26 protein-coding genes are annotated in these 26,524 nt (G+C 56.8%); 22 read left to right on the forward strand and 4 right to left on the reverse strand.

Annotated features, from left to right (window positions below; translation table 11 throughout):
• Both L6963_RS11915 and L6963_RS08240 read left to right on the forward strand, forming a co-directional pair.
• On the forward strand, positions 1-221 hold a 221-nt coding region (locus tag L6963_RS11915), incomplete at its 5' end, for a transposase family protein (RefSeq protein ID WP_237191779.1).
• A gap of 35 nt (positions 222-256) precedes the next feature.
• Positions 257-1,447, forward strand: a complete 1,191-nt coding sequence (locus L6963_RS08240) for a hypothetical protein (RefSeq protein WP_237206574.1) — start codon at positions 257-259, stop codon at positions 1,445-1,447.
• Positions 1,448-2,242: 795 nt separating this feature from the next.
• Here L6963_RS08240 and L6963_RS08245 read toward each other — a convergent pair.
• Positions 2,243-5,722 carry an AAA domain-containing protein gene (locus tag L6963_RS08245; protein ID WP_237206575.1) on the reverse strand — a complete coding sequence of 1,160 codons (3,480 nt, stop codon included), beginning with the start codon at positions 5,720-5,722 and terminating at the stop codon, positions 2,243-2,245.
• 387 nt (positions 5,723-6,109) lie between these two features.
• Between L6963_RS08245 and L6963_RS08250 the strand changes: the two genes are divergently transcribed.
• The 6 genes from L6963_RS08250 to L6963_RS08275 all read left to right on the forward strand — a co-directional run bounded on the left by L6963_RS08250 (position 6,110) and on the right by L6963_RS08275 (position 9,576).
• A complete protein-coding gene (locus L6963_RS08250; protein WP_135012356.1) occupies positions 6,110-6,430 on the forward strand; it encodes a type II toxin-antitoxin system HicB family antitoxin in 321 nt (106 codons plus the stop codon).
• 218 nt (positions 6,431-6,648) lie between these two features.
• The gene (locus tag L6963_RS08255; RefSeq protein ID WP_237185758.1) at positions 6,649-6,921 is read left to right on the forward strand and encodes a type II toxin-antitoxin system RelB/DinJ family antitoxin; all 273 of its coding nucleotides are present in this window, start codon (positions 6,649-6,651) and stop codon (positions 6,919-6,921) included.
• Positions 6,922-7,218 carry a type II toxin-antitoxin system YafQ family toxin gene (locus L6963_RS08260; RefSeq protein WP_237188272.1) on the forward strand — a complete coding sequence of 99 codons (297 nt, stop codon included), beginning with the start codon at positions 6,922-6,924 and terminating at the stop codon, positions 7,216-7,218. It begins immediately after the preceding gene.
• A 128-nt stretch (positions 7,219-7,346) separates the two neighbouring features.
• Positions 7,347-7,880 (forward strand): hypothetical protein, encoded by a 534-nt coding sequence (locus tag L6963_RS08265; RefSeq protein ID WP_237209131.1) that lies wholly within the window; start codon positions 7,347-7,349, stop codon positions 7,878-7,880.
• A 43-nt stretch (positions 7,881-7,923) separates the two neighbouring features.
• A complete protein-coding gene (locus L6963_RS08270; RefSeq protein WP_237206578.1) occupies positions 7,924-9,207 on the forward strand; it encodes a carboxylesterase family protein in 1,284 nt (427 codons plus the stop codon).
• A 99-nt stretch (positions 9,208-9,306) separates the two neighbouring features.
• Positions 9,307-9,576: a type II toxin-antitoxin system prevent-host-death family antitoxin gene (locus L6963_RS08275; RefSeq protein WP_237193887.1), complete on the forward strand. Its 270-nt coding sequence runs from the start codon at positions 9,307-9,309 to the stop codon at positions 9,574-9,576.
• A 351-nt stretch (positions 9,577-9,927) separates the two neighbouring features.
• Here the strand turns inward: L6963_RS08275 and L6963_RS08280 are convergent, their stop codons facing one another.
• Positions 9,928-10,422 carry an FBP domain-containing protein gene (locus L6963_RS08280; RefSeq protein WP_237206579.1) on the reverse strand — a complete coding sequence of 165 codons (495 nt, stop codon included), beginning with the start codon at positions 10,420-10,422 and terminating at the stop codon, positions 9,928-9,930.
• Between the two features lie 90 nt (positions 10,423-10,512).
• On the opposite strand from L6963_RS08280, the gene L6963_RS08285 reads away from it, so the two are divergent.
• From L6963_RS08285 to L6963_RS08300, 4 genes are all read left to right on the forward strand, one after another.
• Entirely contained in the window at positions 10,513-11,598 is a 1,086-nt protein-coding gene (locus L6963_RS08285) for an NADH:flavin oxidoreductase/NADH oxidase (protein WP_237206580.1), read from the forward strand.
• A 76-nt stretch (positions 11,599-11,674) separates the two neighbouring features.
• Positions 11,675-12,199, forward strand: coding sequence for an MbcA/ParS/Xre antitoxin family protein (locus L6963_RS08290; protein ID WP_237206581.1), 525 nt, complete (start codon positions 11,675-11,677; stop codon positions 12,197-12,199).
• Complete coding sequence (locus L6963_RS08295; protein WP_237209130.1) at positions 12,196-12,825, forward strand: RES family NAD+ phosphorylase; 630 nt, start codon at positions 12,196-12,198, stop codon at positions 12,823-12,825. The genes L6963_RS08290 and L6963_RS08295 overlap by 4 nt, the downstream gene beginning before the upstream one ends.
• 2 nt (positions 12,826-12,827) lie before the next feature.
• Complete coding sequence (locus L6963_RS08300) at positions 12,828-13,382, forward strand: HIT family protein (RefSeq protein WP_237193879.1); 555 nt, start codon at positions 12,828-12,830, stop codon at positions 13,380-13,382.
• Positions 13,383-13,401: 19 nt separating this feature from the next.
• Here L6963_RS08300 and L6963_RS08305 read toward each other — a convergent pair whose 3' ends face one another.
• Positions 13,402-14,379: a hypothetical protein gene (locus L6963_RS08305; RefSeq protein ID WP_237206583.1), complete on the reverse strand. Its 978-nt coding sequence runs from the start codon at positions 14,377-14,379 to the stop codon at positions 13,402-13,404.
• A 44-nt stretch (positions 14,380-14,423) separates the two neighbouring features.
• Here L6963_RS08305 and L6963_RS08310 point away from each other — a divergent pair, with 44 nt between their 5' ends.
• From L6963_RS08310 to L6963_RS08355, 10 genes are all read left to right on the forward strand, one after another.
• Positions 14,424-15,731: a Mur ligase family protein gene (locus L6963_RS08310; protein ID WP_237195148.1), complete on the forward strand. Its 1,308-nt coding sequence runs from the start codon at positions 14,424-14,426 to the stop codon at positions 15,729-15,731.
• A complete protein-coding gene (locus L6963_RS08315; protein ID WP_272878463.1) occupies positions 15,731-16,510 on the forward strand; it encodes a type 1 glutamine amidotransferase in 780 nt (259 codons plus the stop codon). The genes L6963_RS08310 and L6963_RS08315 overlap by 1 nt, the downstream gene beginning before the upstream one ends.
• A gap of 61 nt (positions 16,511-16,571) precedes the next feature.
• The gene (locus L6963_RS08320) at positions 16,572-17,330 is read left to right on the forward strand and encodes a YebC/PmpR family DNA-binding transcriptional regulator (protein ID WP_237185748.1); all 759 of its coding nucleotides are present in this window, start codon (positions 16,572-16,574) and stop codon (positions 17,328-17,330) included.
• A 91-nt stretch (positions 17,331-17,421) separates the two neighbouring features.
• Positions 17,422-18,024, forward strand: a complete 603-nt coding sequence (gene ruvC / locus L6963_RS08325; protein WP_237195147.1) for a crossover junction endodeoxyribonuclease RuvC — start codon at positions 17,422-17,424, stop codon at positions 18,022-18,024.
• A 191-nt stretch (positions 18,025-18,215) separates the two neighbouring features.
• The gene (gene ruvA / locus L6963_RS08330; RefSeq protein WP_237193875.1) at positions 18,216-18,833 is read left to right on the forward strand and encodes a Holliday junction branch migration protein RuvA; all 618 of its coding nucleotides are present in this window, start codon (positions 18,216-18,218) and stop codon (positions 18,831-18,833) included.
• Positions 18,834-18,840: 7 nt separating this feature from the next.
• Complete coding sequence (ruvB, locus tag L6963_RS08335; protein WP_185174666.1) at positions 18,841-19,878, forward strand: Holliday junction branch migration DNA helicase RuvB; 1,038 nt, start codon at positions 18,841-18,843, stop codon at positions 19,876-19,878.
• Positions 19,879-19,986: 108 nt separating this feature from the next.
• Positions 19,987-20,334 carry a preprotein translocase subunit YajC gene (locus L6963_RS08340; protein WP_237206584.1) on the forward strand — a complete coding sequence of 116 codons (348 nt, stop codon included), beginning with the start codon at positions 19,987-19,989 and terminating at the stop codon, positions 20,332-20,334.
• A gap of 86 nt (positions 20,335-20,420) precedes the next feature.
• Positions 20,421-22,166, forward strand: coding sequence for a protein translocase subunit SecD (gene secD / locus L6963_RS08345; protein ID WP_237206585.1), 1,746 nt, complete (start codon positions 20,421-20,423; stop codon positions 22,164-22,166).
• Positions 22,159-23,235 (forward strand): protein translocase subunit SecF, encoded by a 1,077-nt coding sequence (gene secF, locus L6963_RS08350; protein WP_237206586.1) that lies wholly within the window; start codon positions 22,159-22,161, stop codon positions 23,233-23,235. Before secD ends, secF begins: the two co-directional genes overlap by 8 nt.
• A gap of 130 nt (positions 23,236-23,365) precedes the next feature.
• On the forward strand, positions 23,366-25,744 hold the full coding sequence (locus L6963_RS08355; RefSeq protein WP_237206587.1) for a RelA/SpoT family protein: 2,379 nt from the start codon (positions 23,366-23,368) through the stop codon (positions 25,742-25,744).
• Here L6963_RS08355 and L6963_RS08360 read toward each other — a convergent pair.
• Complete coding sequence (locus L6963_RS08360) at positions 25,741-26,496, reverse strand: type IV toxin-antitoxin system AbiEi family antitoxin (RefSeq protein ID WP_237206588.1); 756 nt, start codon at positions 26,494-26,496, stop codon at positions 25,741-25,743. The two genes, L6963_RS08355 and L6963_RS08360, sit on opposite strands and share 4 nt — an antisense overlap.
• Positions 26,497-26,524 lie beyond the last annotated feature (28 nt).

Genomic DNA, 26,524 nt, shown 5'->3' on the forward strand with positions numbered 1-26,524 from the left:
CCCCGGCCAGGCGCAAGCCGGGTCAGCGGCTGAGTCGGGAGCAGAGGCGGAATAATCGGGTGCTGAATCGGCTGCGGTCGGTGGTGGAGCGGGTTATCGCTCATATCAAGACTTGGCGGATTCTTCACACGGGGTTTAGGCGGCCGTTGGGGTTGTATGGGCGGGTGTTTTCGGTGGTGCGGGGGTTGGTGTTTTTGGCTGCGGGTGGGACTTTTGAATAAGCCTCAAGGTTAAAATTTTTTTCTTGGAGCTTAAAATGAATGAAGAAATTCGTAATTATCACGATGAATATAGGGATTACTATAAACAAGATGAAGATTTGTTGAAGCGTAGGGATCTTCTGGAAAAATACTCATATCCAGTAATCGAGCTTGAAAAACATATTAGGTTCATGGTGGATAAAACTATGCAAAGGTATTGCAAAGAGCATGGTATGGATATGCCGTGGACTGTTGCAAACGATTTGCCTATAGCAAAAACGACAAGTGCAAAAATTGAATCTGCCAGAAAATCTTTAAGTTTTCCAGATAATAATAATCATCAAAAGATTTTGGATAATATTTCACTTGATACCTGGGCTTGCTTGGCTTCCAACTCAAATAAAGGTTCTCTGGATGGGGTTAGCAATGTAGAGAGGGAATTCTGGCGCGAATGGTTCTCTGGCAACGTGCGGGATGCAAAATATGATGGTGATCAAGATAAGGATCAGTTAAGAAAAAGACTTAATGATTGCTTAGAAGAATTTCGAAATTTTAGGAATGACTTATTCCATTTTGCTAGGTTTGAATCACCAGAACAATTATCTAACTATGAAAAAAGAGCGTTCCAGTTAGCTGAAATGCTCAAGCCAGGTTTGGGATATGACCTATTTAGAGGTAATGACAACCTTTCGGTTGAAGCTAGAGAAAATGACAGCAGAATTGGGCCAGGTATAAGTTTAGATATTCCAAAAGTTGGTGAATCAACTGTAATTGTTGCAGCTAACGTTGCCTACGAAATTTTTATGAAGTGTCAGCAAGAATTGAAAGGGGTAGGATTTTATGTCTGCCCTTCTGGACGGTCATTTAGGCGTGATACAAAATTTATGGCTTTTTATGCTGATAGATCTATCAAGCCTGAGATAGCAGAGATAATTTCTATCAGGGATTATCTTCCCTGGAATAAAGAAAATATTCGTTTTCTGAATGATTCTCAGGATCCAATAGATAAGCAATTCGGTAAATGTCTAGAGTGGGCCCTGAGTGATGAAGGTGAGCGTATTGCACAAGGTTGGGCATGGGATGAATATAAAGTCTTTCTGTTGAAAATTTATCCTGATAATTCGAATGTTCTAGAGAGCGAAATACCACATCTGAGACAGGGTGTGGGGTCTGCATTTACAATGAGCAAAAGGTACACAACGAAAGAGATCTTGGAGTCGGCCTCTACGACTGATGATTTACTCTAGATATTTCTGGAATAGATTATTTCGGGTATAGATTAAAGATTTTAAGTTGAATCTTATGTGAGGTGTTAAGTATATACTTAGCACCTCACTTAATATTAGATTTATACTAATAGTGGCAACTTGTTTACATCCGTTTTCTCTCAATTACATCTGTCGGTCCCGTTAATTTTTTGAGTCGAGTAGATTGTGTTACTGTGGCAAATTTCCCACTGAGGCCGCCTAATTCAATGTAAAATTTTCGGTGCCAGGTAAACCTGGGAACCAATCTCAAAAATCTGTTTTGATATCCACTGTATCAATAAAGGATGCTAATTGGGATAATGGCCTTGTGTTAGGGCGCACAAGAAAGGGTAAAAAATTAATCACATCTAGAAAAGATAGATAGAGGCTAATTTATATCTGAGAAAATTATAGGACCCCAATGCAATCATGTGCTGGGATGCATCTGGTTTTAGGGGCAAACAATTTTTCCATTAGTTGGCGGGGTCGGGAGATCGCATATATCTCCGGCAGCGGACTGTTCCCTCGCGTTATTAGCACCAGCATCAGCGCCGCCGGTAGGCGCAGTGTTCGTATCAATTGGAATATGCATAGCACCCCTGATGTGTAACTCGCCTCCACTGAGCTATTTAGTGGGGTGAGCTAATGGTCGTAGTTGTTAGGGTGCATAGAGCAGTTACTTTATGCCTCGCAATGCCATCGTAAGGCAATAATTTAGTCATCGGCTGCAATAAGAAGGGCAAAACTAAGCGGGGCTGCGAGACAACATCTCACAGCCCCTCGGTCTTGGACCTTTTAGAAATCTAACCTGCTCGATGCCACCATTTGCTCCAGTACCTCTTGGGCCTGCGGGGAGTAGATTGGGCTGACATATGTGCGGTCTCCTGAACCGCCCTGATATTGGGCAATACCGATGGAAATACCTTCAGCGGTTGGGCACCAGGTGCCATCAATCTTGGTGAGCAAACCAGCTGCATCCATAGCAGCATTGAACTGCTGGGCCTTTACTTTTGAGCCCTCCGGCAAAACACCGCTTTCCTTCCACCTGTCAATGAGCTCAGTAGCAATTAGATAACCAGGCTCACGTCGGCCAACCATTTTTGGCTCTGGTGCCGTAGGAGGAACAGGCGCTGGCTGCGGAACACTCATTGGGGGTTCATCCTGCCGGGCCCACGGTGCTTGCTGCACCGGCGTGGGCGCAGATGCTGGTGCAGGTGTAGGGGGAGCGGGCGCCGGCGTCCTCTCCTGCACAAAACCAACTGGAGCCGCCGATACCACCCCCTGCGAGCCACCGTCACCAAACCAGTGCGGGCCAATAACCGCACGCTGGCGTACTAGTCCAAAGACAGGGCCGGTGTCCTCCCAGCGCCGCTGGCCACCGAAGACAATAAACAAATCCTTGGCACGGGAAACAGCAACATTCATCAGCTCAAGAGTGCCGTCCACGAAAGAAGCCTTATCAGAATTATCACCGTAAACAGGCGAGAAGAGCACAACCTGACGCTCAGCGCCCTGCAAAGTGTGGGCGGTGCCGACGGTTACCTTGTTGGCTAGATCCTCACTCTTCATCCGTAGGGTCTTCCTGACTTCACGTGCTTGAGCCGCAAACGGGGTTACCACAGCAAACAGAGACTTATCTTTTGCAGCATCAGCATCGGGGTTGTAGATGGCACGGAAGTACTCAAAATTACCGATAATCCAGTCAGCAATAGCCTCAGCTTCCTGACTATTCACCCGGCTAGAACCGTTTCGGCGATCCTGGGAATTCTCAACTAACTGGAAAAGGAAAGCCCCCGGGGTTTTGCCCTCAAGCTTGTAGCCCTTGAGGGGGCGCGAAGGAACAAGCAAGCCGTCATAGAGCAAATCATTGCAGTACTCGATAATGTCTGTATGGCACCTAAAATGCTCAGACAAGAACAAGCCAGGATAGTTCTTGGCGCTATACACCCAATTTGAAGACTGGGCAGCTGCTAACATCAGGGACGATGAATGAGAGGAAGTCAGCCCGAATTCCTTCATGGAATCCCAGCGCCAACCCAGCTCATGCGCCTCGGCGATACCTTGATCGGTTTCTGGGTCAAGGCTCCACACCGGAGCTAGCTGCTGGACATCGCCAACGACGAGGGCACGCTTTGCAAGAGCAAAAGCGCCAGCACCCACAGAGGTATCGACCTGTCCAGCCTCATCAACAATCAACAGGTCAATACGCTCTATATCGAAGTTGTCGGGCTCACCCTGCGGGGCATAGAGCTTAAAGTATCTCGGTACCTGGTAGGCAGTCATCACAAAACATGGTGTCAAGGAGGCAACCTGCTCCCAGTACCTAACCATTAACTCGGGAGTGTTCTTGAATCGTTCCTTATCAGCAATGAGCTGCTCTTCATCAGTAGCAGCAAGTAGCCACTCAGCCTCGTAGTAGTGTACAGCTAGCCAAAACTCGACATAGCGTAGGGTGATATCAAGTGCCTGGTCAAGTTCTAGAAGGGACCTTGCATTCATCAGCCGAGCCACCTGAGTATCGTTAAGAAGGGCAAGGTGGCGAACCTGGCTGATAATCGGTTCAGCTTGCTGTCTGAACTGGTGAGAAGCAAGTTCTTCCTCAGTTACAGCCGCAGCGATTCGGTTGTCGATATTTGAAAGTACAAGACCGATTTCATCTAGACGAGCTCGGTAAAAATCAACAAAGGCTTCGACAGTAGAAAATTCATCCGCTGGCTCTTGAGGGTCATAGGTGGCGCTGATGATTACTTCAGCTGGCAGGGGAGAGGCTGACTGAGCGCTCCATGCGTCCAGTCTGCTCTGAACGATACTTTGCTCTTTCGAAAGTCTAGCCAGTTCTTCTGTGAGCTGGGCACTCGTTGAGTGGATACGTCGGTCTGCCTCTCGACGGGCATGCAGCAGGGCGCGTTTTTGCTCTTCACAGGATTTAAGGAAGGCTGCCAATCCTCGTTGTGCTTGCTCAAGACTGTTGACGGCTGGGAGCGAGAAGGCGGCGTAGTAATCGCTGATCTGCTCTAGGAAATATTGTGTACTTTCCTGTAGGTAAGCCTCTGAGGAATACTCGCTGTAGACACCTTTTTTGGCAGTGTCTTCCAATAGGTAACCCTTAGAACGTGCTTCCTTTGCTTTAGCCTGGGAGGGGCAGTAGGTTGCCAGGCCACCTAGGAAATCTGAAGACGCTGCCCCGTCCTCAGACTTCAGCAGCCAGCGATGTTCAAGCACACCCGGATCGTCCTTCGTGACTGACCCGAAGGAATCAATAATGTTGGTAACAGCCTGGTTATTAGTCGACATGCCCACAATCAGAGGTGCCGGCTTGGCCTCCAACGCATGAGAAACCAGCATGCTCGCAACTACAGATTGAAGCATTGTAGTTTTGCCGGTACCCGGAGGGCCGCTAACCGCCGTGATATCACCATAACCATCGTGCATAAAAGCGTGTACCGCTCGACGCTGGGACGCCGTCAGCGGGAACTGATCGCTCATACTTCCACAAGCACGCAGGGCAGATTCCAGAAGAGTATCAGCATTCGTGTCAATAGCATCGGACTGAAAATTTTGCGGTTTTCCGGTCGACAAGAGACCCTCGTACAGGGGAGTACTCTGATCCGTCGCGTGAAGGAACTGATAGAGACTCAGGACGTGGGCGTTAGCGTTAATTACCGTACCCGGGGTGACATAACAGTTGTCAACGTCAACGACCCACCGAGGGGCAACTCCTACCTGCAAAGCGGGTTCAAACACGCCCTCATACATGCTGGTACTGTAATCGACAACGTCCGCCCAGGTCTCAATCTTTGACGCTAGCTCGCTACCCTTGGTATTGCTCCATCGCCAATAGTTAGCGAGAGTTCCTACCATAAACTCGTGGTCGATGACGCTGGGGGACTGTAGGCGAGAACTCGGAATCCACGGAGCTGTCGAGGTGATATCAGCCTGGAGCTCACCCTTGTCGGTTAGCTTTGCGGCGATTAGAGCTAGGCCATTTTTAGTATCGCTTTCGGAATCAGTAAGGGTCACCACCGAGATAATGACGTCGATGGGTTTAGTCTTCTGCGAGCCAGACTGAGTGCGTGCTTTTCTGAAACGCCCCTGAGCTTCGGCATCCCAGTCAAAGAGTTCCTGGGTATCCTCTTCAGAAAGCTTGCCTAATCTGACATCGAGGAAAGGAATGACCTTGTACTTGTTTTGTTGGCCGAACGCCTGATCTACAAGGTTCGAACGCTTTTGAACGTCCCTAAAATACCCGGTTAGTTGCTGAGCTACCTTATTCATGGGAACTCCCTCTTAGCTGTGATGGTGATTACTGCTAAGTTTAGTTGAGAAGCATCCTTGATGAGGTGTGCCTGAAGAATTTTGTCTGAAGAGGGTTCTTGCCCCTTGAACGGTGGTATCAATAGCGATACCATAATTTTATGGGTAAGGAAGAAAAGGTACTAGCTCAAATGCAAAGTGCACCCCAAAACGTCCGCTATGCAGAGCTAGTCTCCATCTGCGAAAGATTCTTTGGCCCCGCACGGCAATCTGGCACTTCCCATGCTGTGTTCAAAACGCCATGGCAAGGCGACCCCCGCGTCAATATTCAAAACAAAAATGGTTACGCAAAGCCATACCAGGTCAAGCAAGCCCTCCAAGCTATCAACAAACTCAAAGGACAGACCAATGATTGAACACTACACCTACCGTGTTACCTGGTCGCCAGAAGACCAAGAATACATCGCAACCGTACTCGAAATGCCTTCCCTCTCCTGGCTGGAACCCGACGAGCTAGCCGCCCTGAGTGGAATCAAAAAACTCGTCGCTCAGGTAGCTCAAGATATGCATGCCAATGGTGAAGAAATTCCCCAGGCCTTTGCTGACAGGACTTATTCAGGTAATCTCAGCCTGCGCATTCCGCCTGAACTCCACCGACGCGTAGCCATGGAAGCCCAAGAACAAGGGATAAGCCTCAATCGTCTACTCAGTGCGAAAATCGCTGCTTAAACCCAGTTCGCCTCGATCGTAGAACAAGAAAGAACGCCCCACGTATATACAAGGGCACTCTTTTCTTTGTAATCAATTCATCTGGTGGCTACAGGTAAACAAGCATTAGCCGACAGTCGGGGGTAAAAAGGTGTTTCTAGATTGCCAGCAGGGGTGCCACTCCAGCACTCAAAATACTATGCTGTATATACAGTGTATTATTCTTCAGGAGGTTTGTGGTGGCTACTACCAGTATTAGCGTCCGCATGGATGCTCAAACGAAACAAGAAGGCGAAGCTCTCTTTAAGGAGCTTGGGCTCAACATGTCCACCGCGATCAACATGTTCGTCAAGCAGGCTATCCGCGAGAATCGAATCCCCTTTATGGTGGGCGACCCCAAACCCAATGCCGATTCGCTCGAAGCAATTCGGGAAGCAGAAGAATTCTTCGCCAGCGGCCGCAAGGGACGGTTTGCTAACGCAGAAGAGCTCTTCGATGACCTAGGGATTTAATTGAGTCTTGCCGCGGAGTATAGCTCCGCTTTCCAGCGTGATATTAAGCGTCTGAAAAAGAAGCACATGGATATGCGCGCGTTGCGCGAAGTCATCAGCCTAGTGTTGGAAAATACTACAGAAGCTCAACAGGTACTGCGTCAACGGCACCGTATGCATACTCTTAAAGGTGAGTGGCTGGGGAGCCAGGAATGCCATATAGCTAATGCTGGCGACTGGTTATTAATTTGGCGTGAAGATAAAGAAATTGCTTACTTCCAAAGAACCGGAACGCACGATCAGCTATTCAGAAAATAGAAGGGTATTCCGTATAGGCCACCAGGGCGCTCAGTCCTCCCGTAAACCTTGATTTATGCAAAATCTGAGTGAGCACTATGCCTGGCTTTCAGTACAATAGCACTGTGGACACCCCAGAAAACTCAACGATGAGAATCCCCAAGAAGCTCGGCATGAGCTTCCTGATTGGCGTGGGCTGGATAGCGGTGGGCGTGTGGTTCCTCCACAACCCGCCGGACTGGAGATACCACCGCACCCTGGCAACTGGAGTGGGGTGTGTAGCCGCTGGAATCTTCACCTTTATCTACTACTACCGCCGCAGGTACGCCCTGATTCTCACGCCCGAGGGTTTCTACAACCACTCAACGGTTCTTGACCACGGCAACCACCTGATTCTGTGGAGCGTCATCGGAGACATCACCGCCGATCAGCAGGGCAAGGAAATCAGGGCTGTCATCGCCGATACCCACGCTTATAACTGGACCTTAACCGGTATTCGCGCGTTAACCCGAGTGACCCACGAAGGCGCAGCAAATTCAACCATCACAATCTCAACGATGGCCATGAAGCTACCCGAGGGGATGAACATAGAAGACCTGGCAGCAGTCATGAGAGGCTACCGCGATAGAGCTTTGAACCAACCCACAGTAGAAGGGGCTGAAAACCAAGAGAGCAGTCCTTAGTGCTAGGTTGGGAATAACCATCTTCCTACAAGCAAGGACTCCCATGAACATCGCTAGTCTTGGAGAAAGAGTTGGTGCAGCCCACTACTACCGCGGTATTCCCTACGCGCGGGCGGCCAGGTTTGCCGCGCCGCGTCCGCTCAGCCTCGACGACTTGCCCGCCAGTTTCACCGCTACCGACCCCGCACCCGCTGCACCCCAGCACGTCCGCCCCGGCAAAAAAGGAATGCGGCAGGCCCCGCTCATGAGCGAAGACTGCCAAAACCTCACAATCGTCACCCCGGCGGACGTCCGTACTGGCGAGCGCCTGCCAGTCATGGTTTACTTCCACGGCGGCTCCTACGTCTACGGTTCCGGGGACGGGCAACGCTACGACCCTTACCTGCTGGTCACCGAGCACCGCCTTATCGTGGTCAAGGTGACGCATCGGCTGGGCTACCTGGGCTTTATGGGTGGGGCGTCCGGACGTCCTGCTAATCTCGGGCTGCTCGATGCCCGCCAGGCCCTGCGCTGGGTCCGCCGACATATCGCGAGCTTCGGGGGAGACCCCGACCGCGTCACCGCCTTTGGGCAGTCAGCGGGTGGCGATCTGGTTGCCCGCCTCATGATCGCAGACGGTGTGGCGGAGGAAAATCTCTTCCAGCAGGTCATCATTCAAAGCGCCCCCTTGCATCTGATTCACGGCAAGGACGCCATGACCCGCCACCTGCTGGCCGTCACCTCCCAGATACCCCTGGACGCACCTGTCGAAGTGTGGGCGCGGGCGTCCCACCGGCACGTGATGGCTAACCCTTTCCGGTTTGGGCTTGACCGCGCCATGATGCCCTTTGGCTGCCACTACGGGCACTACCCCCTGCCTGCCGAGGAGAACGAGGACGTCGCCTACCGGGCTGTTGCGCCCCATTTCAAGGTTCTCGTGGGGTCCCTGGAACGGGAGTCGGGCTACTTCACCCCGCCGCTGACAGGTAGAGCGGGGCGAGCGCAGCGGGCCCTACTGGAGAAGCAGATTCGTTCCTTCTCCCAGCGGCTGTACGCCAACCCGGCGCGGGTCTTTGCCCAGCGCCATCAGGACGCCGGTGGGCAGGCCCTTGCCTACCGGCTGGCAACGGGCATAGCGGGGGAACCTTTCGAGTCTGTCCACTGCACTGACCTTGCTCTGCTCTTTGATAACCCTATTTGGGAAGGTAGTTGGCTGTGGGCGGGGGCTAGTAGGCAGAATCAGGAGAAGCAGGGCGCGGCTCTTCGGTCTATCTGGGCTGGCTTCGCCCGCACGGGGGAGTATGCCCGGGAATGTTTTGAGGAAGCTAGGCTGCAAGAGGTGGTGTAAGAGAACTAAGGGGCAGAGGCTGCAGTAGAAAGAATCCCTTGACACGGCTCAGCTTCAAGTCATGATTGTTGTTAAGTACCTACATGAAAGGTGGATATTATGACTGGTATCAAACCCTCAACAATTCTTACCTCGAGGCAACTGAATCAAGATGTCAGCGCGGCAAAACGCGCAGCTTCAATAGGCCCTGTCATTATCACCGATAGGGGTACTCCCTCATTTGTGCTGATGACCTATGAGGACTACAGAAAGCTTGGAAAACAAGACCAACCAGATGGGGCTCAGTTTCTGCAAAAGATATCTATGCAAGAAGATATCGACTTCGGCTTCGAGCGTCTTAACTTCGAGCCTCGCCCTGCTGAGTTCTGATGTATGTACTAGACACCAACCTTGTCAGTGAGACTCGCAAGGCACCAGCCAAGAAAAACCCTGCAGTGCAGCGATGGCTTGAGCAGCAGTACTCCGACCAGCTTTTTATGAGGTCTTGCTAGCTGACCGTCCGAATAAAAACCTCCACCGTTGAAACCACATCACTCTGGGAAAAGTTCTTGACCTCGCCACTAGGGGTGTAGCCTATGACCCGCCAGAAAGGTTCGGCGACCTCGGCATTTGTTACCACAATTCCCAAACGTAAGGTGCTGATATTTGGGTGCTGCCGAACCGCACCCAAGTAGGCGTCGTGCAAGGCCCGACCGACCCCGCGTCCTTGAGCCTGCCCAATTATGCGGCCCCCTCCACCAGTCGCTCAATAAACCTGACCGCATTATCGCGGGTGCGAGCTATGCGATCTTCGAGGGACAGGGTCTCGTCCATCTGGCGAATACCCGCCGGCTTTTTCTTGCCCCGTACATAGTCGGTGCAGGCCAGGTTGGAGCATAGGTAGGTGCCGATGGTGTTGCCGCGTCGCCCCGACTCGCCCGGCCGGGCCGCCGTATACAGCGAGATCCCCGACCCAGGGTGCAGAGTTAGGCAGAACTGGCACATCTGAGCGGCCTTACTCTGGGCCTTAGACTTTTGCAGTAGCACGCCCTGCACCTGCCCCTCGTGTTCCACAACCAGGCAACCCTTGAACGGGCTTTTGGGGTCGAGCCAGGAGAGGAAAATCAGGTCGTCCCAATTCTGCTCCTTGAGGCTGGGCAGGTTGAGGCGTTTAGCCTCGCCCTTAGAACAGTTAATAAAAGACGAGCGGACGGCAGCTTCGGTCAGTTCTTGCATGCCTGCAAGTTTACCCTTTAATGCGGGAATATCTCGGCCCCGCACCCGGTTGAAACAGGTGCACAACACCACCTGAAAGGCCGAATGAACATGACTTCGCCCCTCTTTGAACCCTTCACTCTGCGCTCCATGACCACCCGTAACCGCCTCTGGGTTCCACCCATGTGCCAGTACTCGGTTGAAGAGAAGGACGGCAAACCTACCGCTTACCACGTTTCCCATTACGGGGCTCTAGCCCGGGGTGGAGCCGGTGCCGTCATCGTCGAAATGACCGGCGTTGAACCCGCCGCCCGCATTAGCCCCTACTGCCTGGGTCTGTGGAGTGACGACCACACCGAGGCTTTCAAGCCGGTCGTCGACGCCATTCATGCCGGGGGAGCTAAGGCAGGTATCCAGATTGCTCACGCCGGGCGGAAGGCATCGACGCCCGGTGAGCTCGTTCCGCACGATGGCAAATCCCTGGGGGAGGACGAGGGTGGCTGGGTCACTCTGGCCCCGTCCGCTCTTGCCTACCCCGGCTTGAAAGAACCGCAGGCCTTGACCGAAGAGAAAATTGACGACCTCGTGCAGGCTTTCGCCGCGGCTGCAGCCCGCGCGGTTGCTGCCGGCTTTGACTTCATTGAGATTCACGGTGCCCACGGCTACCTGATTACTCAGTTCCTTTCACCCCTTTCGAATCAGCGAGAAGATTCTTACGGCGGCTCCCTGGAAAACCGGGCCCGCTTTGCCCGCAGGGTTGCCCAGACCATGCGCGACGTCATGCCCGCCGAGATGCCGCTGATCGTCCGCCTGTCAGCCACAGAGTTCCTGGAGGGCGGCATCACCGTTGAGGAAACCTCGCAGGTGGTGCGCTGGCTGGCTGAGGACGGCGTAGACTTCGCCGATATTTCCACCAGCGGAAACTACCCGGCAAAAATTAACGTCTATGCGGGCTACCAGGTACCCATGGCTGCCCAGGTCAAGCACGAGAGCGGTCTTCCGGTAGGCGCTGTTGGCATGATCAACTCGCCGCGACTTGCCGAGTTCATTGTGGGGTCAGGCCAGGCTGATGTGGTGCTGGTTGGCCGGGAAGCCCTCCGCAACCCAGCCTTTGCCCTGCACTGGGCAGACCAGCTTAAGGCCGATATAGACTACGTGCCCGCCCAGTACCGCCGGGCCTGGGGCACCCGGCGCTAGATAGCCTCCATATGGTTGACGCGGTTGACGGTGGCTTTTAAGATTAAGAATCATAGAGCCAACCAGGGAGGTTCTCATGTCCTACACCATCGACCGCAAAGACGCTCATGCCCAAGCTGTTATCGACCAGCTCGTTGCTGAGTTCACTCGTGACCTAGAAAGTCTACCCGCTGATTTTTTGGCGTCTATTGACGATCTAGAAGATATTAAAAGCCGCATGAGGTCGCTAGTAGCCCGCGCCAGTGTCAAGGGCTACGGCGACCTCATCGGGCCAGTCTACGACCTCGATAGCACCATGAAACTGCTCAAAGTTACCAGCCGGGCAGCCATTAGCAAGCAGGTCAAACACCACAAGTTACTGAGGCTGACCATCGAAAATAGTGAGTCGATTTTCCCTGTATTTCAGTTCGAGGGCAGAACTGTACGGGCAGATATACAACAGGTGCTGCGAGCCTTTGGCGATGCAGACTCATTCGCTATTGCCCAGTGGTTCAACACGCCGCTCGACGGGGTAACTCCCTTAGATTTACTTGATCAAGGCCGACTCGATACAGTTTTGACCGAAGCCCATGCTCTTGTAGCAGGGTGGCAGGCAGCATGACCCGGCAAAAAATAGCTCAGCATGGTCCTATGCCTGGGTCCAATCTCTCACTGACTCCCTCTGTAGAGTACGAAAAAGGCAGCGAATTTTTTCGCGCTCACAGCCAGCAGCACGGACCCTGGTATTTCTCTTCATCGATGCAGGGCCGTTTCGACCTGCCTGAGCCCCAGGGAACCTGCTATCTCGCAACCAACCCGGGTGCTGCCGTCCGCGAGGTTCTAGGTGACAGACTCAGCCAATCCGGGCGCCTGCCCCAAAGCCTCGCCGAGGGAAAAGTGATTTCGCGGTTGCCCCTGCCATGTTCTGTTCGTTCTGCGCATATTTCCCATGATGATGCGTTCATCCTGGGCATTACCGCAGAACTCACGACGATGCCTAGCTATGACATTCCGCAGGCCTGGGCACAGGCCTTTAACAAGGCAGGGTTCGGTGCAATTACCTACCGGCCCCGATTTTCGCCGGGAGACTCTTTAGCTTTAGCTCTCTTTGGTGACGCCGGTGCGGCCCAATTCCCCAGTAGATTTGAGAGTACCCTGGCTGACGCCGCAACTAGTCTTGGCTTGGAGCTTTACGCGACACAGTCCCGAGACCTTTATACATTTGCTACTTTCACCGAGAGCGATTAGCGATGCAGATTCCCGACTACACCACCGACGATTTCGAGCTACCCGGTGTGCCCGATGCCTTTCAGCGGCTCTGGACGCCCCACCGCCGCGCCTATGTGAAAGGTGGGCAGAAAGACTACACCGAGAACACCTGTCCCTTCTGCGACGCCCCTGACCATGACGACACTGAATCGCTGATTGTGCACCGAGGTGAGCACGCCTACGTCATTCTCAACCTCTACCCCTATAACCCCGGGCACCTGCTGGTTTGCCCCTATCGGCACATTCCCAACTATGACGATGCAACACTGGAGGAAACTGCCGAAATTGCAGCTCTGACCCAGAAAGCTATGGGAATCCTGCGAGAGGTCAGCCGGGCAGCCGGTTTCAACATCGGCATGAACCAGGGCAAAGTCGGCGGGGCAGGGGTCGCCGCCCACCTGCATCAGCACATCGTGCCCCGCTGGAGCGGCGACACGAACTTCCTGCCCATCGTGGCAGGCACCAAGACGGTCACGCAGACCCTGGACGAGATCCGAGACCTACTCAGTACTGCCTGGGATAGTCGAGGGCAGTAGGTAAGCCAACCGCCCGCCCCTAGAACAGCGATTCCTGCACGGACGCCGGGGGAGTGAGTTCCCCGTGCTGGCGGCAGGCCCTGTTGGAGAGTTCTGCGGTGTTGATCAGGAAGGTCTGGTCGGGGTCGCCAAAATGGGCGGTGAGGAATTTGCCGGTTCCACCGGTGATGTAGAAGCCGTGGGTGCCTTCGGTGAGGGTGGGGTAGGCGGTGAGCGGCTCGGGGTTTTCTGCCCGTAAGGACGCGTAGGCTCGGCTCATCGCGACGGACGGCACCCAGCGGTCTGCGGTGATGTCGAAACCATCGATGGTGTCGTGGGCGTCTTCGAGCGCCCAGGTGGCGTTTTCTACGGCCATGTAGTGTTCAGATTTGAGGCGCTCGGTGCTGGCGGGGTCGACCCATGCCTTGTATTTGGTGGATGCCCGTTTGAACTGGGTGAGGTTGGCTTCTTGCGAGACCAGGTCTTCGAGCTGGCGCACGATGATGCCGGTGTCTGCCCGGGCAACGAAAGTAGCTGCTGCGACGGCCTGGTCGTCGAGACGGCGGGGGTTGGAGTGCAGGGAGGCGGTGCCGACCTTGGAAGTGCCGTCGGGGAAGGTTGCGATGTAGAGGTAGTGTTCGAGATTGACGTAGGCCAGGGCTGCCTCGTTCATTCGAGAACCCAGGTGTATGCGGTGGATGGGCGCGAATTCGTCGCGGGCGAAACAGGAATCACACTGCTTGCCCTTGGTGATGATGGTGTGGGTGGGGCAGGGCTCCAGATGAAAGCCAACGCTATCGACGTTGGCCCGTGAGTAACCACTGCAGTAGGTGCCGGCGCCGCGGACGTCCGCCGGGATGGCGCTAAGGCCGAGGAAGCTACCCGGGGTGATGGCAATAGTTTCAATCTCACCGCTAGGTTGACCGTCAAGAAGAGGCTCAACTTTAAGGTAGGGAGCCCTGTCGCGCCAGGTGATGTCACGCCAGATAAATTCGGGGAAGGGTACAAGCTGGTTCATGGAAGTAGTCATTACAGGTTCGAAGCATACACAAACCCGGTAAGATAGTCACCATGTCACGACCTGTTGTTCGCCTTGTTGGCCAAGGCATTCGTTATGCGACCAAGTTGCGCGGGGGCGGCTCTGCCTTCCCGGGCTTGGTCATGGAGAAGTTGCACCCTAATTTTGTGGCGGAGGAGCTGGCTAAGCTGCCGCGCGGTGTTGTCGTTGTTTCGGGTACGAACGGTAAGACGACCACCACCAAGATGGTGGTGCAGCTGCTAGAAGCCCAGGGCCTGAAGGTCTTTACCAACCGCACCGGGTCGAACTTCGTGCGGGGCGTAGCTGCTGCTCTGCTGGGTGAGATGAACCTGGTGGGTAAGCTGGACGCTGACATCGCGGTACTTGAGCTAGACGAGGCTCACGCTGTGCACTTTGTACGCAAGGTCAAGCCCAACTACGCGCTGCTGCTCAATGTTCTGCGTGATCAGCTAGATCGCTTCGGTGAGATTGATACGACCCGCCGTATGCTGGCTACGGTTGCCGGTGCCACGACGGGCACCGTGGTGCTCAACCGCGAGGACCCACGTATTCGTTCTCTGGCTGAGAATATTCAGCCCGGCACCCGGGTGAGCTATTTCGGCCTGTCTGAGAAGCTCCGTGCCCTGTTCCCGTCCGATGACGATCTGCGCACCAGCCCCGAGGGGGCCGAGCGCGCGGACGCCGGTCTTTTGGCACCCGAGCTGCCGGCGGCGTCCGTCCTGCTCAAGGACTTCAAGGGAACCGCCGCCACCTTCGATGTTGCCGGTAAGGAGCTGGCGGGCACCATTAACCTCTACGGGGTCTACAACATCTTCAATGCCGCTGCGGCAATGGCCCTGACGCGCGAAGTCATGGGGGATTCCCTCAACGAGACTAAACTTCTGGCTGAACTTGAGCATATTGCCCCGGCTTTTGGCCGCGGTGAAACCCTCAACGTTAACGGCCAGACCCTGCAGCTACTTCTGGTGAAGAACCCCAGCGGGTTCCGCCTGTCGCTGGCATCCGCCGATGCCAAGGACTACGCCACCATGATCACCATCAACGACGCCTACGCCGATGGCCGCGATGTTTCCTGGCTCTGGGACGTTGACTTCCACTCCCTGACCCAGGGTGGCGTCACCATGGTGTCGGGTGTGCGCGCCTACGACATGGCCCTGCGCCTGCAGCACGACGATGTTTATGTAGAAAACATCAACGAGGACCTCGAAGAAGCCCTCGCCACCTTTATTGCCAAGTCAGAGGGGCGCCCCATGCGCATCTTCTGCACCTACACCGCCATGCTGGCCATCCGTAAGGAACTGGCGAAAATCACCGATGTGGAGGAAATCTAATGAGCGATTTTGAAAACGCACCGGTCGAAGCGGGCGAGCAGATTATCACCCAGACCGGCAACAACAAGAGCCTCAAAATTGTGCAGCTCTACCCCAAAGACATGAATATCTACGGGGACTGGGGCAACACCCTGTCGCTCTCTCGCCGGGCCCAGGCCCACGGTTTCACCACCGAAATCGTTGACTACAACCCCGGTGATGAATTCCCGCTCGATGGCGATATCTTTGTGGGCGGCGGTGGCCAGGATTCAGGCCAGTCCGTGATTCAGGACGACCTGCTCGCCAACGCTGAAACCCTGCGCATGCTGGCAGAAGACGGCACCCCCATGCTGGTCATCTGCGGTCTGTACCAGCTCTTCGGTAGAGAGTTCAAAACCGTAGGCGGCGTCACCCTCAACGGTATTCGCGTCTTTGACGCTAAGACCGTAGGCGGCGAAGAGCGCCTGATCGGCAACATCGTTGAGGAATCTGAAGAGTTCGGCACCATCATCGGGTTCGAAAACCACTCGGGGCTCACCTATCTCTCCGGAGACACCAAGCCCCTGGCCACCGTCACCAAGGGCGAGGGCAACAACAAGGAAGATTCCGGCGAGGGCGCCCGCGTCCACAACGTCATCGGAACCTACCTGCACGGCTCCCTGCTGCCTAAGAACCCCGCCATCTCAGACTTCCTCATCAAGCAGGCAGCAATCAAGAAGTACGGTGAATTCACCCCCGTCGTTATTGACGACACCCTCGTGGAAAAGGCGCGCGCCTCAGCGTCCGCCCGTCCACGCTAGAATAGTACGAGGTATATCGCGCCCGCCCGCGTGCGGGCGCACCAGACGAACAAGGAGAATCATGTCAGGTCACTCCAAATGGGCCACTACCAAGCACAAGAAGGCTGCCATCGACGCCAAGCGCGCCAAGGCCTTCGCTAAGTACATCAAGGCAATTGAAGTTGCAGCTCGTATGGGTGGCCCCGACCCGGCAGGTAACCCCGCCCTCGACCTCGCAGTCTCAAAGGCCAAGAAGAACTCGGTTCCCAACGACAACGTTGAGCGCGCAATCAAGCGCGGCGCCGGCCTGACCGGTGAAGCCGTTGACTACACCGAAATCATGTACGAGGCCCGCGGTCCCCAGGGTACCGCCCTCTACATCGAGTGTCTGACCGACAACCGCAACCGCGCAGCTGCCGAGGTTCGCACCGCCGTCACCCGCAACGGCGGCACCATGGCAGACTCCGGCTCCGTAGCCTTCCTCTTCGAGCGCAAGGGCGTTGCCGAAGTTGCTAAGACCGAGGGCCTGACCGAGGACGACGTCCTCATGGCAGTGCTCGACGCCGGCGCTGAGGAAGTCATCGATGAAGGCGAGATCTTCACCGTTGTCTCCGAGGCAACCGACCTGCCCGCCATCCGCAAGGCTCTGGAAGAGGCCGAGCTCGAGTACAACAACGACGACCCGGTCTTCCGCCCCACCATGCAGGTAGACCTCGACGCCGAAGGTGCTAAGAAGTTCCTCAAGCTCGCTGACGCCATCGAAGAACTGGACGACGTACAGAACGTCTACTCCAACGCAGACATCAGCGAAGCCGTTATGGCCGAGCTCGAAGCTGAATAACCAGCAGGGAAAGGAGGAGCGCGTGGCCCCGGCTCACGGCACCTCACACCAGCGCCCGGAACCCGCCCCGCGAGTTCCGGGCGCTGCCCGCATTCTGGGGGTCGACCCGGGCCTCACCAGGTGCGGTTTCGGTTTGGTCGATATGACGGCCAACCGCAAGGCCCACTTCGTCAACGTGGGAGTAGCGGGTACCGCCGCTTCGGAGAGTCTGGACACCCGCATCCTCAAGATTCTGCGCGCGGCCGAGGCATGGCTCGACACCTACCAGCCCGATGCCCTGGCGATTGAGCGAGTTTTTGCCCAGGAGCAGGTCAATACTGTGATTGGTACTGCCCATGCCTCCGGCGTGGTGATTGCGGCTGCCGCTGCGCGCGGTGTGCCGGTACACTTCCACACGCCCTCAGAGGTGAAGGCAGCGGTGACAGGTTCAGGACGCGCCGACAAAGCATCGGTGGGGCGCATGGTCACCCGTATTTTGGGGCTTGATGCCATGCCCAAACCGGCGGACGCAGCGGACGCCCTCGCCCTAGCTATCTGCCACGGCTGGCGCGGCGGGGGCATTGGCTCCGGCATCAACATGGCAGCCACCACCCAGACCCACCAGGGCTCCAACCCGGCGGCAGCACGGCGAACATCCCAGCTTACCCCCGCCCAGCGGGCCTGGATGGAGGCGGAGGCAAGGGCAAGAAGGTAGATCGCGGTCTAATGATCAGCGGACTCACGCTCGCTGCCGACCCTCTCGCTGGTTCGCTGGCGCTCACAAGCGATTCACGCCAGCCCCGAGCCAGCAGCTTCGCTGTGAGTCCGCTTCTCATATGTGACAGGCAGAAGTAGCTCCCCACCCACCTCTTGTATTAGTACATATATTCGAATAGAATTGGTTTCATGATTAGCTCACTGACCGGTACCGTGACCCATCTGGGGTTGGAGACCGCTGTTATCGACGTTAACGGTTTTGGCATGCTGGTGCATCTCAATGCCCGTACAGCTTCGCAGCTGCGCCTGGGGGAGAAGGCTACGGTTCTGACCACCATGATTGTGCGTGAGGACTCCATGACCCTCTACGGCTTTGCTGAGCCTGCCGAGCGTGAGGTCTTTGACATGATGCTGTCGGTGTCGGGTATCGGCCCGCGCATTGCCCTGGCCGTGTTGGGTGTGCATACCCCGGCTGAGGTTGAGCGTGCTGTAGCAACCGGTGACGATAAGGCTTTCACCAAGGTTCCAGGCATTGGCCCCAAGGGGGCGCGCCGTATCGTCCTTGAGCTTGCTGGCAAGCTGATTTTGGCGGACGGCGCTACCGACCAGCTGCCTATCGACCAGGGCGTGAGCTGGAAGCCCCAGGTGCAGGACGCCCTGACCAGCCTAGGCTGGAACGAGCGGGACGCTGTGAGTGCTATTGAGTCCTTCATCGAGCACAACCCGAAGGCTGAAACCATGGGTGTTGCCGAAGCTCTGCGGGCCGTACTGGCTTCGCTGGGTAACCAGAATACGGTGGGGCGATAGGTAGAGTATGAGCCAGTTCCCTCACGCCGATGGCCAGATTCCCGGCCAGCGCCTGGTTTCGATGGATGAAGAGCCAGAAGAAAAAATGATTGAGGCGGCCCTGCGTCCCAAGTCTCTTGATGACTTTGTGGGGCAGCAGCGCGTGCGTCAGCAGCTGTCGCTGGTGCTTGAGGCATCGAAGATGCGCGGACGCTCGGCCGACCATGTGCTCCTATCCGGCCCTCCCGGCCTGGGTAAGACTACCCTGGCGATGATTATTGCTGCCGAAATGGACGCCCCCCTGCGTATTACCTCCGGGCCGGCTATTCAGCACTCGGGTGACCTGGCTGCGATTCTTTCGTCGCTCACCCCCGGCGAAGTGCTCTTTCTTGATGAAATTCACCGTATGAGCCGCCCGGCTGAAGAGATGCTCTATATGGCCATGGAAGACTTCCGTGTGGATATCGTGGTGGGCAAGGGTGCCGGGGCAACCTCTATTCCCCTGGAGCTGCCGCCCTTCACCCTGGTGGGGGCAACCACCCGCGCGGGTCTGCTGCCCGGGCCCCTGCGTGACCGCTTCGGCTTTACCGGCCACCTGGAGTTCTACTCGGTTACCGAGCTAGAGAGTGTAATCCGCCGGTCTGCTGGCCTGATGGAACTCAACATTAGCCCCGAGGGTTTTGCAGAGATTGCGGGTCGGTCTCGGGGCACGCCTCGTATCGCCAACCGCCTGCTGCGTCGCGTGCGCGACTGGGCCCTGGTTAACGGCATCGACCGTATCGAGGCCTCAGCGGCAGCAACAGCCCTCAACATGTACGAGGTCGATGAGCGCGGCCTGGACCGCCTAGACCGTGCGGTGCTTGAAGCTCTGATTACCAAGTTCGGCGGGGGACCGGTGGGCCTCTCCACCCTAGCTATTGCAGTGGGCGAAGAGACCGAAACCGTCGAGACCGTCGCCGAGCCCTACCTAGTGCGCGAGGGTCTGATTGGGCGAACCCCCCGCGGGCGAGTCGCTCTGCCCGCTGCCTGGGAGCACCTGGGGCTAGAGGCACCCGAGCTGCCCTAGCCGTCCGCCCCTGTAATATCAGGGGGTAACCAGCCAACTGCAAGGAACTTGGCATAGAATGGGGACTTAGTTTGTTCACCCCCACCAACTACGTTAAGAGGGATTCTCGTGCAGTCAGGCTCACCCCTGTTTATGCTCCTACTTCTGGGCATCATGATGCTGGTGCTCATCGTGCTACCGGCACGCCGCGCCAAGAAGGCCCAGCAGCAGATTAAGGAACGTCAGGACGCCATGGTGCCCGGCACCCAGGTCATGACTAACTTTGGTCTTTACGGCTCTGTTGTCTCTATCGACAAGGAGGCCAACACCGCCCACCTGGAAATCGCTCCGGGTACCGTGGCCAAGGTTCACCTCATGACCGTCACCAGCATCGAGGAAGACACCGCTACCGCACCGGTAGCCGACGCCGAGCGTCCTGTCATCCAGGGTGAAGTCGCCGACGATCCCAAAAACTAAACCACAGCTTTGGGTGCGCTACCTCTAGATTCAGAGGTGGCGCGCTTTTTCACGTTTCACGAACCCACTCACCTGAAGGGGCACAGATGGCTCAACCATCCAACGTCACCAAAGCCAGAGGGGCACTCGCCGCGATGGCCCTGGTGCTGCTCTTACTCGCCGGAGGAATCTTCGGCACAACCTTTTCCGGGGGCAGCTGGCTGCCCAAGCTGGCCCTAGACCTCTCTGGCGGTACCCAGCTCATCCTGTCACCCGAGGTCAACGACTCCTCGGGCGAGGCCATTACCGCTGAGCAGCTCGACCAGGCTGTTGAAATTATCCGTCAGCGCGTTGACGGCGCGGGTGTGGCGGAAGCAGAAGTAACCACCCAGTCGGGCCAGAACGTCGTGGTTTCTGTACCCGGCACTCTGAGCTCTGAAACCCGTAACCTGATTCAGACCTCGGCGCAGATGAGTTTCCGCGCCGTCATTAACGCCGGTGCCCCCCAAGCGGTTGCAGCGGACGCCGCTGCAGCTGAGGACGCCCTGCCCTCACCGACCGCTGAACCCACCGACGGGTCGGACTACAACTGGGTTACCGGCGATCTCTGGCGCCAGTACGAGCAGCTGGACTGCACCGTACCCGCCAACGTTGATACCTCTAACCAGGACCCCAACTCCGCCATTGTCGCCTGTGCCTCAGACGGAAGTGAAAAGTACATCCTGGGCCCCATCGAAATTGAGGGTACCGATATCGATACAGCCTCCTACTCTCAGGTGGCTAGCTCAACCGGTTACGCGACTGGCCAGTGGGGCGTGAACATCGTCTTCAACGAGGCTGCTACCCAGACCTTTAAGGACGTCACCACCCGCCTGAACGCTATTCGCGGCACCAACGCGTCCGACCCCCGCGCCCGGTTCGCTATCATGCTGGACGGCCAGGTGCTCTCTTCCCCCGTCACCCAGGCAGTGATTACCAACGGCCAGCCCCAGATCACCGGTAACTTTACCGAAGAAGAGGCGGCCAACCTGGCTGAGCAGCTCAAGTACGGTGCCCTGCCCATTAGTTTCACTATCCAGTCGGAGCAGCAGATTTCTGCAACCCTGGGTGCTGACCAGCTGAAGATGGGTCTGATTGCCGGTCTGATCGGTCTGCTGCTGGTGTTTATCTACTCCCTCTTCCAGTACCGCCTGGTGGGCCTGGTCAATATCACCTCGATTATCGTGGCTGGCCTGCTCTCCTACGGGGTGATTGTGCTGTTGGGTCACCTGATGAACTACCGCCTGTCTCTGGCGGGTGTGGCCGGTCTGATTGTGTCAATCGGTCTGATGGCAGACTCCTTTATCGTTTACTTTGAACGTATTCGCGATGAGATTCGTGCCGGCCGCACCATCCCTGCCGCTATCGATCACGGCTGGCTGCGGGCCAAGCGCACCATCATGGCCTCCAAGGCCGTGAACCTGCTGGCCGCTGTAGTGCTTTACTTCGCCTCGGTTGGTAACGTGCGCGGCTTTGCCTTCACCCTGGGTCTCACCGCTATTTCAGACCTGATTATCACCTTCCTCTTCATCCACCCGCTTATGGTTCTGCTGGGCCGCAAGGACTACTTCCGTAACGGCGGCCGCTTCTCTGGTATGGACCCGGTAGCCCTCGGCTCCACCCCGCTCTACCGGGGTGCGGGGCGCGTCCGCACCCCTGAGGAAACCGAAGGTTCTCTCTCCCTGGCTGAGCGTAAGCGCCGCGAGCGCCTAGCTGCTGAGGCGGCTGAAGCCGAAGCGGCGCAGGGGAGTGCTGATGCGGAGCCCCTGCCTGCCGCAGATTCCACCACTACCGAGGAGGCCCGCCGTGGCTAATAAACTCGCTCAGTTCGGTAATGAACTGCATTCTGGTCAGCGGTCGTTTGGGTTTGTGCCTAAGCGTCGTTTGTGGCTGACGATTGCCCTGGCTCTGGTTGTGCTGGCGGCCCTGGTGCCGGTGGTGCGCGGTGGCTTCAATCTGGGTATTGAGTTCCGCGGTGGTTCTGAGTTCACCGTGTCGCAGGTGGCTGATACCGATATTTCTATCGGTCAGCAGGCGATTGCGGACGCCGCCCCCGAGGCGACCGACGTGCGCGTCACTAATATCGCTGCGGGTACCGTACGCGCTCAGATGAGTGAGCTGACCGACGATGAGACTCTGGCTGTGGGTCAGGCCCTGCAGTCGGCCTACGGTGTGGGCGCTGACCAGGTGACCTCGTCCTTCGTAGGCCCCACCTGGGGTGCCGGGGTGACCCAGCAGGCTCTGGTGGGTCTGGTCTGGTTTATTCTGTTGGTGATGATCGGTATGGCCCTGTACTTCCGTACCTGGAAGATGTCGGTCTCGGCAATTGCTGGCCTGATCTTTACCATCGTGACTACCGTGGGCCTGTACGCTCTTATCGGTTTTGAGATTACCCCCAGTGCGATTATCGGCTTCCTGACCGTGTTGAGCTACTCTCTCTACGATACCGTGGTGGTTTTCGATAAGATTCGTGAGAACACCGAGGGGCTTGAGAAACGTCGCGATACTACTTTTGCTGAGCAGGTCAACCTAGCGGTCAATCAGACCCTGGTGCGCTCCATCAACACCTCGATTGTGGGTATTTTGCCGGTGGGCTCGATTCTCTTTATCGGCGCCCTGCTCCTGGGGGCCGGTACCCTCAAGGACCTCTCCCTAGCCCTCTTTGTCGGTATCATCATCGGCACCCTGGGAACGCTTTTTGTGGCGGCCCCCGCCTATGCTGCCCTGCGCCTGGGTGAGAAGGGCGTGCGAGAGCATACTGATGTGGTCCGCCGTGCCCGCCAGGGGCAGGTTGAAGAGGGCGAGGAGCGCGAGGACGCCGGCGCGCAGCCGGCTGCCCCGGTGATGGTTACCGTGCATTCGGTTAACCTCGATAGCAAGTAGGGCCAAGAGCTAGGCGTTTTACCCTAGAAACGGGAGCGGATGACTGTCCGCTCCCGTTTTTGTTACACACAGTGTGGAATTAATCTAAGATAGTCCCACACGAATATTTCAGTTTGAGGGGGAATTGGGCATGAGCCGGTCAGAAGAGAGCAGCCAGAAGGATTCTCGCACAGAGGGTAAGCGGCCGGTTCGCGGGTCGCACCGGGTCATGTCTGCTTCGGGGCGTGTGCCAACCCGCCTGGTATTTGGGCGTGAGCAGCAAGAGGGCCCCGCCCCGCGTTTTTCCCCGGTACTGGCACCGGTGATTCGCACCGTCAAGAAGTACCACCCCGACGAAGACCTTGAGGTGCTGCAGCGGGCCTTCCAGGTCGCTAACCACTACCACCGGGGGCAGAAGCGCAAGAGCGGGGACCCCTACATCACCCACCCGGTAGCCGTGACGACCATTCTGGCAGAGATAGGTGCTACCGGCCCCGTGCTGGTTGCGGGTCTGCTGCATGATACGGTTGAAGATACCGAGTACACCCAGGAGCAGCTCACTGCTGATTTCGGCTCTGAGGTCGCCTACCTGGTAGACGGTGTGACCAAGCTTGATAAGGTCAGCTACGGCGATAACGCCCCCATCGAGACAATTCGCAAGCTGGTTATCTCGATGTCGCAAGATGTGCGCGTGCTGCTCATCAAGCTGGCTGACCGCCTACACAATGCCCGTACCTGGCGGTTCGTCTCCGGCGCCTCTGCTGCACGTAAGGCCGAAGAGACCCTGCAGATCTATGCCCCGCTGGCCCACCGCCTGGGCCTGAACACCATCAAGTGGGAGCTGGAAGACCTCTCCTTTGCCGCTATGAGCCCCGATATCTACGCCGAGATTGTGCGGATGGTGGGCGAGCGTACCCCTAAGCTCGAAAAGTACCTGGCCGAGGCCCGCGTGACGATTGAGGATCGCCTGGCCCAGGTAGGTATTGAGGCCACTGTAACGGGCCGCCCCAAGCACTACTACTCCATTCATCAGAAGATGAAGACCAAGGGTAAGAGCTTCGACGACATCAACGATATTCTGGCCGTGCGCATTATGGTCGAGGACGAGAACGATTGCTACACCGCCCTGGGGCATGTGATGTCCCTGTGGATGGCGGTTCCTGGGCGCTTCAAGGACTACATCAAGCAGCCCAAGCACAACCACTACCAGTCACTGCACATGACGGTGCACGGGCCCGGCGGCCTGCCCCTGGAAATCCAGATCCGCACCTACAAGATGCACGAAGAGGCTGAGTACGGTGTGGCTGCCCACTGGCGGTACAAGGCTGCCTCCCGCGGTGAAAAGGTAGACCTTTCACCCAAGGAACCTAGCACCCAGACCGCTGCCTTCAACATCGGTATTTTACAGTCGATTTCTGAGATTTCGAACTCCAACCCCGAGTCTGAGCAGTTCTACCAGCAGCTCTCTGAGCGGCTTGAGACCGATGAGATTGTGGTGCTGACTCCGCAGGGTAAGCCCATTAGCCTGCCGGTGGGCTCAACCCCGGTTGACTTTGCCTACGCTATCCACACTGAGGTGGGGGACCGCACTATCGGCGCTAAGGTCAACGGCAAGCTGGTGCCCCTGCACACCGAGCTCGAAACCGCCTCAACGGTTGAGATTCAGACAACCAAGGACGAGAACCACGCCCCGAGTGAGGACTGGCTCAAGTTCGTGCGCACCAGCAAGGCGCGCACCAAGATTCGCCAGCACTACGCCAAGGGCCGCCGTATCGAGGCCATGAACCGGGGCAAGGAGCGCGTGGTTAAGGCTATGCGTCAGCACGAGCTTCCCCTGACCAAGATGATGACCCCCGAGCTCATGCTGCAGGTAGCCCAGGACCTGCACAAGCACGATGTGGCCACCCTCTACCACGCTGTGGGCGAGAACGAGGTGGAGACCCAGGCCGTCATTACCTCCCTGGTCAACCTCTACTACGGTGAGGACGACGTCGACCAGACCGTTGAACTCGATAGCTTCGACGCCTCCCTGGTATCTAACCGCCGCTCGGTGGGCGATGACAACGGTGTGGTGGTACCCGGCGCTGAGGGTATTCTGACTAAGATTGCCCGCTGCTGCACCCCCGTACCGCCCGACGACATTGTCGGCATCGTCACCCGCTTGCAGGGTATCTCGGTGCACCGTACCGACTGCCCCAACGTACTGAGCCAGGCTGACGACCCCCGCCAGACCGCGGTGGAGTGGGCATCGCACGGTAACTCCGTCTACCGGGTTTCGATCCAGGTGGAGGGCATCGACCGTAAGGCCCTGCTCTCAGACACCATCCGGGTTATTTCTGAGGCCGGTTGCAATATCGTGGACGCCAAGGTTCACACCAGCGACGAACGGTTTGTGGTCAACCGCTACACCGTAGAGCTCTCTGACCGCTTCATGATGGAGCACCTGCTGAACCAGATTCGCAACGTCCCCGGTATCTACAACGCCTACCGCCTGACCGGCTCGCGTCCGCTCATGAACCAGCAGGGCTAGACCCCGGCTATCTCTGCCGCCTCAAGCTGGTGGGCCAGGTGCTGGGCCCTGAGCAGGGCTGTAGCTTTAAGGCTCATCTGCTCCCGGGCACTCTGGAGCAGAAGCTCAGGAGTAACGCTGTTCTGGCTATCGAGCAGGATTGCTTTGACGATAGCCAGGTCGCCCTCATCGACCGAGTGGGTAATGATATCTAGGGCCGTTTTCAGTGGCGTGGTGAGACGAATCGGCCCAATCGTCATGGTGTCGTAGGGGCGAAGCTGGGCCTGATGGGTGGCAAAGTCTGCCCGGTAGGAGCGGGGGAGATTGCACCGGTTATCGCGGTCGTAGTCTACATGCAGTCGCCCTTCGGGTAACTCGGGCAGGTAGCCCAACACCCAGGCTGCGGTGGTTCGGCAGTAGCGAATCCGGTGGTGGTAGCCTGCCGGGGTGAGCAAGCCCAGGCTGGCTGCCCGCATAAGCGGGGTGGGCTCGTCCTCCGGCTCCCGGTAGATGCCGTGATGAAAGTGCACCAGCTCGCGCTCCTTGAGGAAGGCCCGCCACTGAGCTGCGGGGAGCCCCGTGGTCTGCTGGCTATACAGGCGGACGAGCACCGGTAACTCCCGCGTTTCAGGCTGCTTGTACTCTGCCCGGGCGGGCTGAAAAGAACTGCTGTCGTGGGCAATCACCTGCAGAGAGTTGTGGGGGCTGGACCTTCCCGGGGCGAGGGGGAAGGGGAGCTCTGAGAGAGCACCGAGTGAGTTGAGATGTTCCATGCCTACGTTTTAGCACATCAACGCAGGG

Origin of the sequence: Rothia nasimurium (genome assembly GCF_928392795.1) — a bacterium.
GTDB classification, from domain to species: domain Bacteria; phylum Actinomycetota; class Actinomycetes; order Actinomycetales; family Micrococcaceae; genus Rothia; species Rothia nasimurium_F.